Source organism: Actinopolymorpha rutila, from assembly GCF_013407855.1.
Lineage (GTDB): Bacteria > Actinomycetota > Actinomycetes > Propionibacteriales > Actinopolymorphaceae > Actinopolymorpha > Actinopolymorpha rutila.
In genome coordinates, this window is sequence record NZ_JACBZH010000001.1 from 5,785,435 (window position 1) to 5,801,325 (window position 15,891).

Annotated in this window: 12 protein-coding genes and 1 pseudogene; all 13 read right to left on the reverse strand. The window is 70.0% G+C overall.

Translation table 11 applies throughout. The features are described from left to right. Positions 1 to 31: 31 nt before the first annotated feature. The 13 genes and pseudogenes from nuoN to F4554_RS25805 all read right to left on the reverse strand — a co-directional run bounded on the left by nuoN (position 32) and on the right by F4554_RS25805 (position 15,857). Positions 32 to 1,594, reverse strand: a complete 1,563-nt coding sequence (gene nuoN, locus F4554_RS25745; RefSeq protein WP_179789971.1) for an NADH-quinone oxidoreductase subunit NuoN — start codon at positions 1,592 to 1,594, stop codon at positions 32 to 34. Continuing rightward, the gene (locus F4554_RS25750; protein WP_179789972.1) at positions 1,591 to 3,213 is read right to left on the reverse strand and encodes an NADH-quinone oxidoreductase subunit M; all 1,623 of its coding nucleotides are present in this window, start codon (positions 3,211 to 3,213) and stop codon (positions 1,591 to 1,593) included. Before F4554_RS25750 ends, nuoN begins: the two co-directional genes overlap by 4 nt. Continuing rightward, positions 3,210 to 5,123 (reverse strand): NADH-quinone oxidoreductase subunit L, encoded by a 1,914-nt coding sequence (nuoL, locus tag F4554_RS25755; RefSeq protein ID WP_179791769.1) that lies wholly within the window; start codon positions 5,121 to 5,123, stop codon positions 3,210 to 3,212. The genes F4554_RS25750 and nuoL overlap by 4 nt, the downstream gene beginning before the upstream one ends. A gap of 82 nt (positions 5,124 to 5,205) precedes the next feature. After that, positions 5,206 to 5,505, reverse strand: coding sequence for an NADH-quinone oxidoreductase subunit NuoK (gene nuoK, locus F4554_RS25760; RefSeq protein WP_092652824.1), 300 nt, complete (start codon positions 5,503 to 5,505; stop codon positions 5,206 to 5,208). Further along, on the reverse strand, positions 5,502 to 6,458 hold the full coding sequence (locus tag F4554_RS25765; RefSeq protein WP_179789973.1) for an NADH-quinone oxidoreductase subunit J: 957 nt from the start codon (positions 6,456 to 6,458) through the stop codon (positions 5,502 to 5,504). The genes nuoK and F4554_RS25765 overlap by 4 nt, the downstream gene beginning before the upstream one ends. Beyond that, positions 6,455 to 7,036, reverse strand: coding sequence for an NADH-quinone oxidoreductase subunit NuoI (nuoI, locus tag F4554_RS25770; protein ID WP_179789974.1), 582 nt, complete (start codon positions 7,034 to 7,036; stop codon positions 6,455 to 6,457). Before nuoI ends, F4554_RS25765 begins: the two co-directional genes overlap by 4 nt. After that, entirely contained in the window at positions 7,029 to 8,453 is a 1,425-nt protein-coding gene (gene nuoH, locus F4554_RS25775) for an NADH-quinone oxidoreductase subunit NuoH (RefSeq protein ID WP_179789975.1), read from the reverse strand. The genes nuoI and nuoH overlap by 8 nt, the downstream gene beginning before the upstream one ends. Continuing rightward, positions 8,450 to 11,005: an NADH-quinone oxidoreductase subunit G gene (locus tag F4554_RS25780; protein WP_179789976.1), complete on the reverse strand. Its 2,556-nt coding sequence runs from the start codon at positions 11,003 to 11,005 to the stop codon at positions 8,450 to 8,452. The genes nuoH and F4554_RS25780 overlap by 4 nt, the downstream gene beginning before the upstream one ends. Further along, positions 11,002 to 12,324, reverse strand: a complete 1,323-nt coding sequence (gene nuoF, locus F4554_RS25785; RefSeq protein WP_179789977.1) for an NADH-quinone oxidoreductase subunit NuoF — start codon at positions 12,322 to 12,324, stop codon at positions 11,002 to 11,004. The genes F4554_RS25780 and nuoF overlap by 4 nt, the downstream gene beginning before the upstream one ends. Before the next feature lie 182 nt (positions 12,325 to 12,506). Further along, positions 12,507 to 13,175, reverse strand: a pseudogene (nuoE, locus tag F4554_RS25790) (NADH-quinone oxidoreductase subunit NuoE); the annotation flags it as partial. Between the two features lie 23 nt (positions 13,176 to 13,198). Then, positions 13,199 to 14,560 carry an NADH-quinone oxidoreductase subunit D gene (locus F4554_RS25795; protein WP_179789978.1) on the reverse strand — a complete coding sequence of 454 codons (1,362 nt, stop codon included), beginning with the start codon at positions 14,558 to 14,560 and terminating at the stop codon, positions 13,199 to 13,201. Further along, positions 14,560 to 15,306, reverse strand: coding sequence for an NADH-quinone oxidoreductase subunit C (locus F4554_RS25800; protein WP_179789979.1), 747 nt, complete (start codon positions 15,304 to 15,306; stop codon positions 14,560 to 14,562). Before F4554_RS25800 ends, F4554_RS25795 begins: the two co-directional genes overlap by 1 nt. Continuing rightward, entirely contained in the window at positions 15,303 to 15,857 is a 555-nt protein-coding gene (locus F4554_RS25805; RefSeq protein WP_179789980.1) for a NuoB/complex I 20 kDa subunit family protein, read from the reverse strand. Before F4554_RS25805 ends, F4554_RS25800 begins: the two co-directional genes overlap by 4 nt. Positions 15,858 to 15,891 lie beyond the last annotated feature (34 nt).

A 15,891-nucleotide genomic window follows, 5' to 3' on the forward strand; every position in this document is an offset into this window, starting at 1 on the left:
CTGCTCCGAACGGAGCGGGTCTGCGCTGCGCTCAGCCCACCAGGTGGGCAGCACGCGCCGCGAGGTCCAGCAGCGGGCCGGGCAGCAGACCGAGCACCACCGTGGCCGCGACACCGACCGCCACCGCCACGGACGTGAAGATGCTGGGCACCGCGATGGTCGGTCCCTCCGCGGCCGGCGTGGAGAAGAACATCACCACGATCACCCGGACGTAGAAGAACGCGGCCACGACGCTGGCCAGCACGCCGATCACGACCAGCGGCCAGGCACCACCCTGCCACGCTGCGCTGAACACTGCCCACTTACCCATGAACCCGCTGGTCAACGGGATACCGGCGAACGCGAGCAGGAACAGCGCCATCGCACTGGCCAGCAGCGGCGACCGGCGGCCGAGCCCGGCCCAGCGGGACAGGTGGGTCGCCTCGCCACTCGCGTCGCGGACCAGCGTCACCAGGCCGAACGCGCCGATCGTGGCGAAGCCGTACGCGGCGAGGTAGAACAGCACACCGGACAGGTTGGCCGAGATCGCCTCGCGCACCCCGACGAACCCGACCAGCAGGAAGCCGGCGTGGGCGATCGAGGAGTACGCCAGCATCCGCTTGATGTCGGTCTGGGTGAGAGCCAGCACCGCACCGACCGCCATGGTGAGGATGGCGACCACCCAGATCATCGGCTGCCAGTCCCAGCGGGCGGCACCGAGCGCGACGTAGAACAGCCGCAGCAGGGCACCGAACGCGGCGATCTTGGTGCAGGCCGCCATGAACGCGGTGATCGCGGTCGGCGCGCCCTGGTAGACGTCCGGCGTCCACATGTGGAACGGCGCGGCGCCGATCTTGAACAACAGCCCCACCGCGACGAGTCCGGTCCCGGCGAGCAGCAGGCCGTCCGCGCCGACCTTCGCGCCCACCGCGGTCGCGATGCCGGCGAAGCTGATCGTGCCGGCGAAGCCGTACAGCATCGCCATGCCGTAGAGGAAGAACGCCGAGGCGAACGCGCCGAGCAGGAAGTACTTCATCGCGGCTTCCTGCGACAGCAGCCGGCGGCGGCGGGCCAGCCCGCACAGGAGGTACAGCGGCAGCGACAGCACCTCGAGCGCGACGAACATCGTCAACAGGTCGTTGGCGGCCGGGAACAACAGCATGCCGCTGACCGCGAACAGGAAGAGCGGGAACACCTCGGTCTGCTCCAGCCGGCGGCCCAGCGACTCCCGCTCGGCCTCCGTTCCCGGCAGCGCCGAGGCCTGCGCGGCGAACGCGGTCACGCCGCCGTCGACGGCACGCTCGGCCAGCAGCAGCACCGAGATGATCGCCATCACCAGCACGGTGCCCCACAGGAACAACGTGAAGCCGTCGACCGCGACCGCGCCCTCGGCGGCCACCTGCGACGTGCCGGCCAGCCCGATGGTCGTCGCCAGCGCGGCGACCAGGGCGAGCAGCGTCACCGTCACCTGGGCGGGGTAACGCAGCCGGCGCGGAAGGAACGCCTCGATGAGAACGCCGACGATCGCAACGCCGAAGATGATGAGCAGCGGCGCGATCTTGGCGTACTCGATCGTCGGGCTCTTGAACTCCTGGGCCAGGATGATCGGAGTCACTTCGTACCTTCCGAAGGAGCCGTGACGGGGACCTTGGGTGCCGGATCGGTGACACCGACCCGCTTCATCGTCGCGTCGACGGCGGGTGAGATGACATCGAGCGCCGGCTTGGGGAACACCCCGAGCGCGATGATCAGTACGACCAGCGGAGCGATCGCGAGCTTCTCCCGGCCACGCAGGTCGGGCATCTTCGCCACCGCCGCGGCGGTCGGGCCGGTCATCGTGCGCTGGAAGAGGATCAGCATGTACAGCGCAGCGAGGATGATGCTGCAGGTGGCGATGATCGCCGCCACCTCGTACCGCTTGAACGTGCCCGCCAGCGCCAGGAACTCACTGACGAACGGCGCCAGACCGGGCAGCGCGAGCCCGGACAGGGCGGCGAACAGGAACGTGCCGGACAGCACCGGCGCCACCTTGTCCACCCCGCCGAAGTCGGCGATCCGCGACGAGCCGCGCCGGCTGATGAGGTAGCCGCCGACCAGGAACAGCGCCGCCGTGGACAGTCCGTGGTTGAGCATGTAGAGCGTCGCGCCGGCCTGGCCCTGGCTGGTCATCGCGAAGATGCCGAGCACGATCACACCGAAGTGGGAGACCGAGCTGTAGGCGATCACCCGCTTGATGTCCTTCTGCCCGATCGCGAGGACCGCGCCGTAGATCACGCTGATCACGGCCAGCACGATGATCGCCGGGGTGGCCCACTTCGAGGCCTCCGGGAACAGCTGCAGGCACAGCCGGATCATCCCGAACGTGCCGATCTTGTCCAGGATCGACACCAGCAGCACCGAGGTGCCGGGGGTCGCCTCCCGGGCGGCGTCGGGCAGCCAGGTGTGCACCGGCCACATCGGCGCCTTGATCGCGAACGCGATGAAGAAGCCGGCGAACAGCCACTTCTGGGTGGCCGGGTCGATGTTCAGCTCGGTCAGCGAGTGCAGCAGGAACGACGGGCTGCCCTTGGTCTGCGACACCGACAGGGCGTACAGGCCGACCACCGAGGCCAGCATGAGCAGGCCGCCGACGAGGCTGTAGATCAGGAACTTCACCGCGGCGTAGCTGCGGCGCGGACCGCCGAACCGGCCGATCAGGAAGTAGATCGGGATCAGCGTGGCCTCGAACAGCACGTAGAACAAGAAGACGTCGGTGGCCGCGAACACGCCGAGGGCCAGCGTCTCCAGCGCCAGCATCAGCGCGAAGAACGTCTTCACGCCGCTGCGCTGCCGCTCCGGCTGCTCGGCGTCGGTGGGCTGCCCGGTCGCATCGACCGCCGCGCCCGCCGCCCGGGCCGGTGCGTCGGCGTCGTTCCACGAGGCCAGGATCACCACCGGCGTGAGCAGCGCGGTGAGCAGGAACAGCACCAGGCCGATGCCGTCCAGGCCGAGGGCGTAGTGGACGCCGAACTGCGGGATCCAGCTGTGCTGCTCGGCGAACTGGAACTTGCCCCCGCTCGCCGCCGCCGGGTCGAACCGCACCGCCATCACCACGGCGAGCACCAGCGCGACCGTGGAGAAGGCGAGCGCGGTCTGCTTCGCCAGCAGGTCACGCCCCTTCGGGAGCAGCGCCACGACGAGCGCCCCCACGGCGGGGAGCACGCCGATGACGGTCAGCCAAGGGAAGTTGTTCACGACAGCCTCACCAACAGCATGGACACGACGACGAGGGCGGCGCCCCCGATCATGACGAGTGCGTACGAACGGACGAAGCCGGTCTGGACCCGGCGGACCCGGCCGGACACGCCACCGAAGAAGGCGGCGAGGCCGTTGACCACGCCGTCGATCCCGTGGCTGTCGAAGCCGACCAGCCCGCGGGTCACCTCCTGACCGGGACGCATGAGGACGACCTCGTTGAAGGCGTCGCCGTACAGGTCGCGCCGGGCCGCGGTGGTGATCGGCGACACCTTGGTCGGCGCGACCGTCGGCACCTCCCGGCGGGCCACGAACAACCAGGCGACGGCGATGCCGAGCAGCACCACCAGCAGGGTGACGATGGTCAGCAGGACCAGCGGGAACGGCAGGTGGGCTTCCTTCTCACCGACCACCGGCTCCAGCCAGTTGACGATCCCGCCGCCGACGTAGGCCATGCCCGCACCACCCACGGTGCTGAGGATCGCCAGCAGGATCAGCGGAACCGTCATCACCGACGGCGACTCGTGCGGGTGCGCGTCCTTGGCCCAGCGCTTGTGACCGAGGTAGGTCATGTACACCAGCCGGGTCATGTAGAACGCGGTGACGCCGGCACCGAGCAGCGCGCAGAGACCGATCCAGAAGTTGGACGCGAACGCCACCTCGATGATCTTGTCCTTGCTGAAGAACCCGGCGAACGGCGGGATGCCGATGATCGCGAGGTACCCCACGAAGAACGTGCCGAAGGTGATCGGCATGACCTTGCGCAGGGCGCCGTAGCGGCGCATGTTGACCTCGTCGTTCATGCCGTGCATCACCGAGCCGGCACCGAGGAACATGTCCGCCTTGAAGAAGCCGTGCGTGAGCAGGTGGAAGATCGCGAAGGCGTACCCCACCGGCCCGAGCCCGGCCGCCAGCATCATGTAGCCGATCTGGCTCATGGTGGAGCCGGCCAGCACCTTCTTGATGTCGTCCTTGGCGCAACCGATGACCGCACCCATCAGCAGGGTGATCGTGCCGACCAGCACCACGGCCGTCTGCGCGACCGGTGCCTGGTCGAAGATCGCGTTGGACCGGGTGACGAGGTAGACGCCCGCGGTCACCATCGTCGCGGCGTGGATCAGCGCCGACACCGGGGTCGGGCCCTCCATCGCGTCCAGCAGCCAGGACTGCAGCGGGAACTGCGCGGACTTACCGCACGCGCCCAGCAGGAGCAGGAACCCCAGCGCGGTGGCGATGCCGGTCCCGGCGGCGCCCACGTGGGAGAAGACGCCGGCGAACGACGAGGTGCCGAACGTCGCCAGCATCAGCATCACCGCCAGCGACAGGCCGACGTCACCGACGCGGTTGACGACGAACGCCTTCTTCGCCGCGGTGGCCGCGGAGTGCTTGTGCTGCCAGAAGCCGATCAGGAGGTACGACGCCAGGCCGACACCCTCCCAGCCGATGAAGACCACGAGGAAGTCGTTGGCCAGCACCAGCAGCAGCATCGCCGCGACGAACAGGTTGAGGTATCCGAAGAACCTCTTCCGCCGCTCGTCGTGGGCCATGTAGCCGAGGGAGTAGACGTGGATGATGCTGCCCACGCCGGTGATCAGCAGGACGAAGCACACCGACAACTGGTCCAGCAGCAGCCCCGCCTCGACGTGGTAGTCGGGCAGCGGGATGAACGTGTAGAGCTGCTGGGCGACCGCCCGGTCCTCCGGGCCGCGGCCGAGCATCGAGAAGAACATGATCGCGCCGAGCACGAACGACGCGATCGGCGCGGCGCAGCCGAGGAGGTGTCCCCAGGCGTTGCCGGCGCGTCCGGAAAGCAGGATCACCGCTGCCGAAACCGCCGGGATGGCGACGATCAGCCACAGCAGCGAGAAGACGCCGCTCGCGTGGGCCGCTTGCTCGCCGGCCAGCGCCAGGGCGCTCACAGGGGTGGTCACGTGGGTCTCGCCTCTCGGATCAGAACTGGCCGCTTGGGGCTGGCATCAGGTGTCGGCCGCATCAGAACTTCAGCAGGCTCGCGTCGTCGACCGAGGCCGAGCGACGGGTCCGGAAGATGGTCATGATGATCGCCAGACCGACGACGACCTCGGCGGCGGCCACCACCATCACGAAGAACGCCACGACCTGCCCGTCGAGGTTGCCAACCTGGCGGGCGAAGGCCACGAACGCCAGGTTGCCGGCGTTCAGCATCAGCTCGACGCACATGAACACGACGATCGCGTTGCGGCGTACGAGCACACCGAGCGCACCGATCGTGAACAGCAGCGCCGACAGCACGATGTAGGGACCGGCGGTCATGCGTCACCTCCGTTGGAAGTACCGCCTCGTGAGGAACCGCCTTCGGGCGAACCGCCCTCGTGGGGACCGGCCGAACCGTTGCCGTTGGCGTCGCGGCCGGTGCCGGAGCCGTTGTGCGCCGAGCCGGCGTAGTCGGTGCCGTTCTCGGCGGCCGTCTCGTCGTTCGGGCGGCCGTCGGCGCCGCGGGTGGCCCTCGGCGAGGGCTTGCCGGTGTACGGCTCGAGGCCGGGCACCTGGTTGGTGTAGCGCTCGGGGTCGCGGACCGTGCCCCGGGCGATGAGCACCCGGGAGACCGAGGACTCGGCCGCGGTCCCGTCGGGCAGCAGGGCCGGGGTGTCGACCGCGTTGTGCCGGGCGAACGTGCCGGGAGCCGGGTGCTGGCCGGGGTGGCGGCCCTGCTCGGCGTACGCCCGGAACCGCTGCTCGGCCAGCTGCTTCTGGGTCACCTTCTCGGTGATCCGCTCGCGGTGGGCGAGGATCATCGCGCCCACGGCCGCGGTGATCAGCAGGGCGCTGGTCACCTCGAACGCGAAGACGTACTTGGAGAACAGCAGCGACGCGAGGGCGGGGACGTTGCCGTCCGGCGTGGCGGCGGCCAGGCCGACCGGCTTGCCCAGGGTGACCTGGCCGACCGCGACCAGGATCAGGATCCCGAACAGCAGGGCACCCACGATCGCCATCCACCGCTGCCCGCGCAGTGTCTCCACCGCGGAGTCGGAGGCGTCGACGCCGACCAGCATCAGGACGAACAGGAACAGCATCAGGATGGCGCCGGTGTAGACGATCACCTGGACGGCGAACAGGAACGGCGCGTCCAGGCTGGCGTACATGATGGCGAGGCACATCATCACCGCCGCCAGAAGCAACGCGCTGTGCACCGCCTTCCGGGCGAGCACCATGCCCAGGGCGGCGAGCACCGCGATCGGTGCCAGCACCCAGAAGGTCGCGGTCATGAGTGCGCTGCCTCGCTCTCCACGTTCGTGTCCTTCTCGGACCCGCCCCGGCCGGACCAGCCGGGCAGGCCGGCGCCGAGGTAGTAGTCCTTCTCGTCGTCACCGAGCCGCATCTCGTGCGGCGGCTCCTCCATGCCGGGCAGGAGCGGTGCGAGCAGATCCTTCTTCTCGTAGATCAGGTCCGCGCGGTTGTCGTCGGCGAGCTCGTACTCGTTGGTCATCGTGAGCGCCCGGGTGGGGCACGCCTCGATGCACAGCCCGCAGAGGATGCAACGCAGGTAGTTGATCTGGTAGACGCGGCCGTACCGCTCACCGGGCGAGAAGCGACCGCCCTCGGTGTTGTCCGCGCCCTCGACGTAGATCGCGTCGGCCGGGCAGGCCCAGGCGCACAGCTCACAGCCGACGCACTTCTCCAGCCCGTCCGGGTGGCGGTTGAGCTGGTGCCGGCCGTGGAACCGCGGCGCGGTGGGCTTCTTCTCGAAGGGGTACTGCTCGGTGAAGACCTTCCGGAACATCGTCGTGAAGGTCACCCCGAACCCTGCGATCGGGTCCCAGAGCTGCTGCTTGAGACTAGCCACGGGAGTCCTCCTGGCCTGCGCTGTCTGTCGATCGGCCGGCGGTGCCCGAACCGCCTGCCCCGGTCTCGCGGGCGCCCGCGTCGGCGGACACCGCCACCGCGGCGGGTTGCAGACCGGGCACCTTTTGTCCGGGCATCGGCGGGACAGGGTATCCACCCACGAACGGGTCGAACTCCGCCCGGTCGGCTTCTTCCCTCGCGGTCTCCTCCGCCTGCTCCTTGCGGGCCGCCCTCGCGTCGTAGACGAAGGACAGCGCCAGGACCACGAGGATCACCGCGCCGATGCCGAAGAAGAACTGGCGCTGGTAGCCCGCGCTCAGGGTGGCCCGCGCGGTCGCGACGAAGACCGTCCACACCAGCGCGATCGGGATCAGGAACTTCCAGCCCAGCCGCATGAACTGGTCGTACCGGAACCGCGGCAGGGTCCCGCGCAGCCAGATGAACACGAACATGAAGACGAGCACCTTGCCGATGAACCACACGAACGGCAGCCAGCCCTCGTTGGCACCCGACCACAGCGACAGCGGCCAGGGCGCGCGCCAGCCGCCCAGGAACAGCGTGGTCGCCAGGGCGGAGACCGTCACCATGTTGACGTACTCGGCGAGGAAGAACAGGAGGTACTTCATCGAGGCGTACTCGGTGGCGAAGCCGGCGACCAGCTCACCCTCGGCCTCGGGCAGGTCGAACGGCGCCCGGTTGGTCTCGCCCACCATCGACACGAGATAGATGAGGAACGACGGGAGCAGCACGATGGCGTACCAGCTGGGCAGCTGGATGGTCAGCCCGAAGATGTGCGCCGCGCTGCCGTGCGCCTGCGCGCCGACGATCTCCGAGGTCGACATGGAGCCGGAGTAGAGGAACACCGCGACGAACGCGAGTCCCATCGCGACCTCGTAGGAGATCATCTGCGCCGAGGAGCGCAGACCACCCAGCAGGGGGTACGTCGAGCCGGAGGACCAGCCGCCGAGCACGATGCCGTAGATGCCGAGCGAGGCCACCGCGAGCACCAGCAGCACCCCGACCGGAAGGTCGGTCAGCTGCAGCGGCGTGCGGTGCCCGAAGATGCTCACCTCGGGCCCGAGCGGGATCACCGAGAACGCCGTGAACGCCATCGCCGCCGAGATCACCGGCGCCATCACGTAGATCACGGTGTCGACGTTCTTCGGCTTGATCGTCTCCTTCAGCGACAGCTTCACGCCGTCGGCGAGGCTCTGCAGCAGACCGAAGGGGCCGTGCACCTTGGGCCCGGTGCGGTGCTGCATCCGGGCCACGACCTTGCGTTCGAACCACACGTTGAAGATCGTGAACACCAGCAGGAGCACCGTGATGCCGACCGCCTTGATGAGGACGATCCACCACGGGTCCTTGCCGAACGCCGACAGCTCGTTGGCGGCGAGCGGCAGCACAGCGGCGGTCATGCCGTACCTCCCTGACTGGCGGTCGAGCCGGCGGCCGACCCGTTCGGAGACTGCTGGTCGTGGCCCGTCGCCGCGTGGTCGACGGTCTGCGGCGCCCGCTCGGCCCGGGCGACGTCCACCAGCGCGCCGGCGTCGACGCCGAGCGTGTCGTACACGTGCGACCCCGTGGAGTGGGTCGGCACCCACACCACCTGGTCGGGCAGGTCGGCGACGGCGACCGGCAGGTGCAGCCGGCCGCGTGCCGTGGAGACCTCCACCGAGTCGCCCTCGACGACACCGAGGGCCGTCGCGGTCGTCGCGGACAGGCGGGCCCGCACCGGGCGGGCGGTGCCGGCGAGGTTGGGCTCCCCGGCCAGCAGGGCACCGTCGTCGATCAGCTGGGGCCAGGTCGCGAGGACCGCCTCACCCGCGCTCGGCTGGGCCGGCTCGGGTGCGGGCAGCCGCGGCGGCACCGCGCGGGTGCCGTCCCAGGCACCCAGCTCGGTCAGCTCGGCGCGGGCGCCCTCGACGGTGGTGAAGCCGAGCGGCGCGTCCAGCTCGTCGGCGAGTCCGGCCAGCACCCACAGGTCGGGCTGCTGTCCGCCCTCGGCGAGCGCCCGCTCGAACGGGCGGGCGCGGCCCTCCCAGTCGACGAACGAACCGGCCTTCTCGGCCACCGCGGCGACCGGGAACACCACGTCGGCGTACTTCGTGACCTCGGTCGGGGACAGCTCCAGGCTGACCACGAACCCGGCCCGCTCCAGCCCGGCGCGCGCGGCGGCCGGGTCTGGCAGGTCGTCGATCTCGACACCGCCGACCACCAGCGCACCCAGCTCGCCGTCGGCGGCCTCGGTGAGCATGGTCGAGGCGTCCCTGCCGGGCTCGATCGGCAGGTCGCCGACGCCCCACGCCGCGGCCACGTCGACCCGGGCGGCCGCGTCGAAGCTCGGCCGGCCGCCGGGCAGCAGGTGCGGGAGGCAGCCCGCGTCCACCGCACCCCGCTCACCGGCGCGGCGGGGAACCCAGGCGAGACGCGCACCGGTCTCCTCCGCCAGCCGCAGTACGGCCGACAGCGCACCGGAGGACCCAGCCAGGCGGGACCCGACCAGGATCACGGCGTTGTCGCCGCGCAGCGCCTCGGCGGCGGCCCGGCCGGCCTCGTCGAGACCGCTCTCCGCACCGCCACCGTGGAGGGCGTCCAGGAACTCCGCCTCCGTGCCGGGCGCGGCCCGCAGCAGCGAGCCGGACAGCTTCTCGAGTCCGGACGTGGTGTACGGAGCCATCGCGGTGACGGTGGTCCCGCCCTTGCTGACCGCCTTGCGGAGCCGCAGGAAGACGATCGGCGCCTCCTCCTCGACCTCCAGGCCGACCAGCAGGACCGCGCTCGCGCGCTCCAGGTCGCGGTAGGTCACGCCGAGGCCGGTGCCGGCGACGGCGGCGCTGAGGAAGTCGGCCTCCTCGTGGGAGTGCGGCCGGGAACGGAAGTCGACGTTGTTGGTGTTCAGCGCCACCCGGGCGAACTTGGAGTAGGCGTAGGCGTCCTCCAGCGTCACCCGGCCGCCGGTCAGCACACCGGTGCGACCGCGGGCGGCGGCCAGCCCCTCGGCGGCCACCCGGAACGCCTCCGACCACGAGGCCGGACGCAGCTCACCGGTGTCCTCGTCGCGGACCAGCGGGTGGGTGAGGCGCTCGGTCGACGCGGCGTACCGGAAGCCGAACCGGCCCTTGTCGCAGATCCACTCCTCGTTGACCTCGGGGTCGTCGCCGGCCAGCCGGCGCATGACCTTGCCGCGCCGGTGGTCGGTGCGGATCGAGCAGCCGTTGGAGCAGTGCTCGCAGGTGCCCGGCGTGGACACCAGGTCGAACGGGCGGGAGCGGAAGCGGTACTGCGCGCTGGTGAGCGCACCGACCGGGCAGATCTGGATGGTGTTGCCGGAGAAGTAGCTGGAGAACGGCTCCTTCTCGTAGATGCCGACCTGCTGCAGCGCGCCGCGCTCGAGGAGCTCGATGAACGGGTCGCCGGCCACCTGCTTGGAGAAGCGGGTGCACCGTGCGCACAGAACGCAGCGCTCGCGGTCGAGCAGCACCTGGCTGGAGATGTTGATCGGCTTGGGATAGGTGCGCTTCACCTCGGTGAAGCGGCTCTCCGGCCGGCCGTTGCTCATCGCCTGGTTCTGCAGCGGGCACTCGCCGCCCTTGTCGCAGACCGGGCAGTCCAGCGGGTGGTTGATCAGCAGGAACTCCATGATTCCCTGCTGCGCCTTGTCGGCCGTACCGGACGTCAACTGGGACTTGACGACCATGCCCTCGGCGACCTCGATCGTGCAGGAGGCCTGCGGCTTGGGGAAGCCGCGCCCGTTGCCCGCGTCGGGAATGTCGACCAGGCACTGCCGGCAGGCACCCACCGGGTCCAGCAGCGGGTGGTCGCAGAACCTCGGGATCTGCACCCCGATCATCTCCGCGGCCCGGATCACCAGGGTGCCCTTCGGCACGCTCACCTTGACGTCGTCGATGGTGAGCGTGACGAGGTTCTCCACCTCGGCCGACGTCTGGTCGGACGCCTGCACTGTCATACGCCAACTCCTGCGGTCGCAGTCTCGGCCCCGAACAATGTGGCGGCGGCCGGGTCGAACGGGCAGCCGCCGTGTTCGAAGTGCGCGACGTAATCGTCGCGGAAGAACTTGATGGACGACATGATCGGCGCGACGGCACCGTCGGCCAGGGCGCAGAACGACCTGCCGGCGATGTTGTCGCACAGGTCGAGCAGCGTCTCCAGGTCGTCGGTGCTCCCCTCGCCCCGCTCCAGGCGTTCGAGGATCTGCACCAGCCACCAGGTGCCCTCCCGGCAGGGAGTGCACTTGCCGCACGACTCGTGCTTGTAGAACTCCGTCCACCGCAGCACCGCCCGCACCGCGCAGGTGGTGTCGTCGAACATCTGCAGGGCGCGGGTGCCGAGCATGCTGCCGGCGCCCATCATCCCCTCGTAGTCGAGCGGCACGTCGAGGTGTTCGGCGGTGAGCATCGGCGTGGAGGAGCCGCCCGGCGTCCAGAACTTCAGCTGGTGCCCGGCGCGGATGCCGCCGGCCAGGTCGAGCAGCTCGCGCAGGGTGATGCCCAGCGGGCCCTCGTACTGTCCCGGCCGCTCGACGTGCCCGGACAGGGAGTAGATGACGTGGCCCTTGCTCTTCTCGGTCCCCATGCCGGCGAACCATTCCGGTCCGTTGGCGACGATGGCCGGAACCGAGGCGATGGACTCGACGTTGTTGATGACAGTGGGCGAGGCGTACAGACCCGCGACGGCCGGGAAGGGCGGCCGCAGCCGAGGCTGACCCCGGCGACCCTCCAGCGAGTCGAGCAGGGCGGTCTCCTCACCACAGATGTAGGCGCCCGCGCCCGCGTGCACCACGACGTCGAGGTCGTAGCCGGTGTCGAGGATGTTGCGGCCGATGTAGCCCGCGGCGTAGGCCTCCTGCACCGCCTGCTGCAGCCGGCGGATGACGTGCAGCACCTCACCGCGTACGTAGATGAACGCCTGCCGCGCGCGGATGGCGTACGCCGAGATGATGACGCCCTCCACCAGCGTGTGCGGGCTGGCCATCATCAGCGGGATGTCCTTGCAGGTGCCCGGCTCGGACTCGTCGGCGTTGACGACGAGGTAGCGCGGCTTGTCACCGAGCGGCGGCAGGAAGCCCCACTTCATCCCGGTGGGGAAGCCGGCGCCGCCCCGACCGCGCAGGCCGGAGTCCTTGACCATGGCCACGACCTCTTCGGGCTCGCGGCCGAACGCCTGCCTGAGCGCTTCGTACCCGCCCTGGTCGGCGTAGGCACGCATGGTCCACGAACCCTGCCGGCCCCAGTTGGCCGTGAGAACCGGCGCAAGCGGATCGGTCATCGCTGTCCCCTCTCACCGTCGGCGCTGCCCGCGGAACCCGCGTTGCCCGCGTTGTCGGCGTTCTCCGCACCGCTTTCGGGCGTCTCGGGCCGGTTGCCCGGGCCCCTGCCGCCTCCACCGACGCCGGCCTCGGCGGCCCGCGACTCGCTCTCGGCGCGGGTGGTGTCGGTCTCGGCCGCGGTCCGGGTCGCCTCTTCGGGAGTGGCGCTCCGGGTGGTCAGGTCGGGCGCCGCCGCGGCGACGTTCCCGCCGGCGGTCCAGCCGCGCTCGTGCGCCAGCCGCAGACCGGCCAGCGACGCCTCACCGGCCGACGGACCTTCGTCCGCGCGGCCGTCGGGGAAGCCGGCCAGCACCCGCTCGGCCTGCCGCCAGGTGCACACCCGCGCACCCCGGTCGGCCTCCACCTCGGCGCCGGCCCGCAGGTCGTCGACGAGCTTGCGGGCCCGGTCGGGGGTCATGTTGTCGAAGAACTCCCAGTTGACCATCACCACGGGGGCGAAGTCGCAGGCGGCGTTGCACTCGACGTGTTCGAGGGTGACCTTGCCGTCCTCGGTGGTCTCGTCGTTGCCGATCCCGAGGTGGTCCTTCAGCCCGGCCATGATCTGGTCGCCGCCCATCACCGCGCACAGCGTGTTGGTGCACACGCCGACGTGGTAGTCGCCGACCGGGCGCCGCTTGTACATGGTGTAGAAGGTCGCCACAGCCGCGACCTCGGCCGCGGTGATGTCGAGCAGCTCGGCACACACCTCGATGCCGTCCGGGCTGACGAAGCCCTCCTCGCTCTGGACGAGGTGCAGCATCGGCAGCAGCGCCGAACGCGGCTGGGGGTAGCGCGCGATGATCTCCCGCATCTCCGCACGCGTCTTCTCGGTGATCAACGGTCCACTCCACCCATCACGGGGTCGATGCTCGCGACCGCGACGATGACGTCGGCCACCATGCTGCCCTCACACATGGCCGCCGCGGTCTGCAGGTTGACGAAGGACGGGTCGCGGAAGTGGGCCCGGAACGGCCGGGTACCACCGTCGGACACCAGGTGGCAGGCCAGCTCGCCGCGGGGGGACTCCACCGCGAAGTAGGCCTGGCCGGCCGGCACGCGGAAGCCCTCGGTCACCAGCTTGAAGTGGTGGATGAGCGCTTCCATCGACTCGCCCATGATGTGCTTGATGTGGTCGAGGGAGTTGCCCAGGCCGTCGGAGCCGATCGCCAGCTGGCTGGGCCAGGCGACCTTCTTGTCGGCGACCATCACCGGGCCGGGCTTCTCCAGGCGTTCGATGCACTGCTCGACGATCTTCAGGCTCTCGTGCATCTCGTCCAGCCGGATGCGGAACCGGCCGTAGGAGTCGGAGGTGTCCCACGTCTTCACCTCGAAGTCGTAGGTCTCGTAGCCCCAGTACGGCTGGGTCTTGCGCAGGTCCCACGGGTAGCCGGTCGCCCGCAGCACCGGACCGCTGGCGCCGAGCGCCATGCAGCCGGTGAGGTCGAGGTAGCCGTTTCCGGCCAGGCGGCCCTTGAAGATGGGGTTCTCGTTGCACAGCGCGGCGTACTCGGGCAGGTGCTTGCGCATCCACACGATGTAGTCGCGGATGGCGTCCAGGGCGCCGTCGGGCAGGTCCTGGGAGACACCGCCGGGACGGATGTACGCGTGGTTCATCCGCAGGCCGGTGATCAGCTCGAACAGGTCGAGCGTCTTCTCCCGCTCACGGAAGCCGATCGTCATCACGGTGAGGGCGCCGATCTCCATGCCGCCGGTGGCGATCGCCACCAGGTGGGAGGAGATGCGGTTGAGCTCCATCATCAGGACGCGGAGGACCTGTGCCCGCTCGGGGATGTCGTCCTCGATGCCGAGCAGCTTCTCCATCGCGCCGACGTAGGCGGCCTCGTTGTAGAACGGCGAGAGGTAGTCCATCCGGGTGCAGAACGTGACGCCCTGCGTCCACGTCCGGTATTCCATGTTCTTCTCGATACCGGTGTGGAGGTAGCCGATCCCGCACCGCATGTCCTTCACGGTCTCGCCGTCCAGCTCCAGGATCAGCCGGAGGACGCCGTGCGTGGACGGGTGCTGCGGGCCCATGTTGACCACGACGCGCTCGTCGTCGGCCTCGGCGGCGCCCTGCACCACGGAGTCCCAGTCCTGACCGGTGACGGTGAAGACCTGGCCCTCGGTGGTGTCCCGGCTGCCGGCGTACGGGTCCTGCTGCTCGGTGTGCTGGGTGTGCTCTTGTTGCGTAGTCATCAGCTGTATGACCTCCGCTCGTCCGGAGGCGGAATGGTCGCGCCCTTGTACTCGACGGGAATGCCGCCCAACGGGTAATCCTTGCGCTGCGGGTGACCCGGCCAGTCGTCGGGCATCTCGATCCGGGTCAGGCCCGGGTGCCCGTCGTAGACGATTCCGAAGAAGTCGTAGGTCTCGCGCTCGTGCCAGTCGGCGGTGGGGTAGACCCCGACGACCGACGGGACGTGCGGGTCGGCGTCGGGGCAGCTCACCTCGAGCCGGATCCGGCGGTTGTGGGTCATGGAAAGCAGGTGGTAGACGGAGTGCAGCTCGCGCCCGGTGTCGCCCGGGTAGTGCACGCCGGAGACCCCGCTGCAGAACTCGTACCGCAGCGCCGGGTCGTCGCGGAGGGTACGTACGACGCTCAGCAGGTGTGCCCGCCGGACGTGGAACGTGATCTCGCCCCGGTCGACGACGACCTTCTCGATCGCCTCGTCGAACCCCTGGCCGCCATGGTCGGGCAGGGCCGCGTCCAGCCGCTCGGCCAGCTCGTCGAACCAGCCGCCGTAGGGCGGTGCGGTCCCACCCGGCAGCGCGACCGTGCGCACCAGCCGGCCGTAGCCGGAGGTGTCACCGGTGCCGCCCGCCCCGAACGAACCGTGGCGTAGGCCGATCACCTCCGGAGGGGTCGGCTCCCTGCGGCTCGGCAGGTTTTCCTGCGCGTCGCCGGGCTGCTGCCCGTCGGCAGGCTGTCGTTCGTCGCTCACCGAAGCAGCCCCTTCATCTGCGAGGTCGGCGCGGCCTCCAGCGCGAGGCTCTCGTGCTCCTCGAGCTCCTGCCGCTTGTGGACGCCGAGCTTCCCGGCCTGGATCTTCTCGTGCAGCTTGATGATCGCGTCCAGCAGCATCTCCGGCCGCGGCGGGCAGCCGGGCAGGTAGATGTCGACCGGGACGACGTGGTCGACGCCCTGCACGATCGCGTAGTTGTTGAACATGCCGCCGCTGGAGGCGCACACCCCCATCGCCAGCACCCACTTGGGCTCGGGCATCTGGTCGTAGATCTGGCGCAGCACCGGGGCCATCTTCTGGCTCACCCGGCCGGCGACGATCATCAGGTCGGCCTGCCGCGGCGAGGCGCGGAAGACCTCCATGCCCCAGCGGGCGGTGTCGTAGCGGGGGCCGCCGGTCGTCATCATCTCGATGGCGCAGCAGGCCAGGCCGAACGTCGCGGGCCACACCGACGCCTTGCGGAAGTAGCCCACGATGCCCTCGACCGTGGTCAGGGCGACCCCGGCGGGCAGCTTCTCTTCGATGCCCATGGCTCTCAGCTCTCTTCCGTACGGCGGACCAGGT

What these genes read in the sequence shown, in the direction of transcription:
- F4554_RS25805 (WP_179789980.1), bottom strand. Translation starts at nt 15,857, where the DNA reads ATGGGCATCGAAGAGAAGCTGCCCGCCGGGGTCGCCCTGACCACGGTC.
- nuoK (WP_092652824.1), bottom strand. Translation starts at nt 5,505, where the DNA reads ATGACCGCCGGTCCCTACATCGTGCTGTCGGCGCTGCTGTTCACGATC.
- nuoF (WP_179789977.1), bottom strand. Translation starts at nt 12,324, where the DNA reads ATGACCGATCCGCTTGCGCCGGTTCTCACGGCCAACTGGGGCCGGCAG.
- F4554_RS25795 (WP_179789978.1), bottom strand. Translation starts at nt 14,560, where the DNA reads ATGACTACGCAACAAGAGCACACCCAGCACACCGAGCAGCAGGACCCG.
- F4554_RS25765 (WP_179789973.1), bottom strand. Translation starts at nt 6,458, where the DNA reads ATGACCGCGACCTTCTGGGTGCTGGCACCGATCGCGGTGCTCGCCGCC.
- nuoH (WP_179789975.1), bottom strand. Translation starts at nt 8,453, where the DNA reads ATGACCGCCGCTGTGCTGCCGCTCGCCGCCAACGAGCTGTCGGCGTTC.
- F4554_RS25780 (WP_179789976.1), bottom strand. Translation starts at nt 11,005, where the DNA reads ATGACAGTGCAGGCGTCCGACCAGACGTCGGCCGAGGTGGAGAACCTC.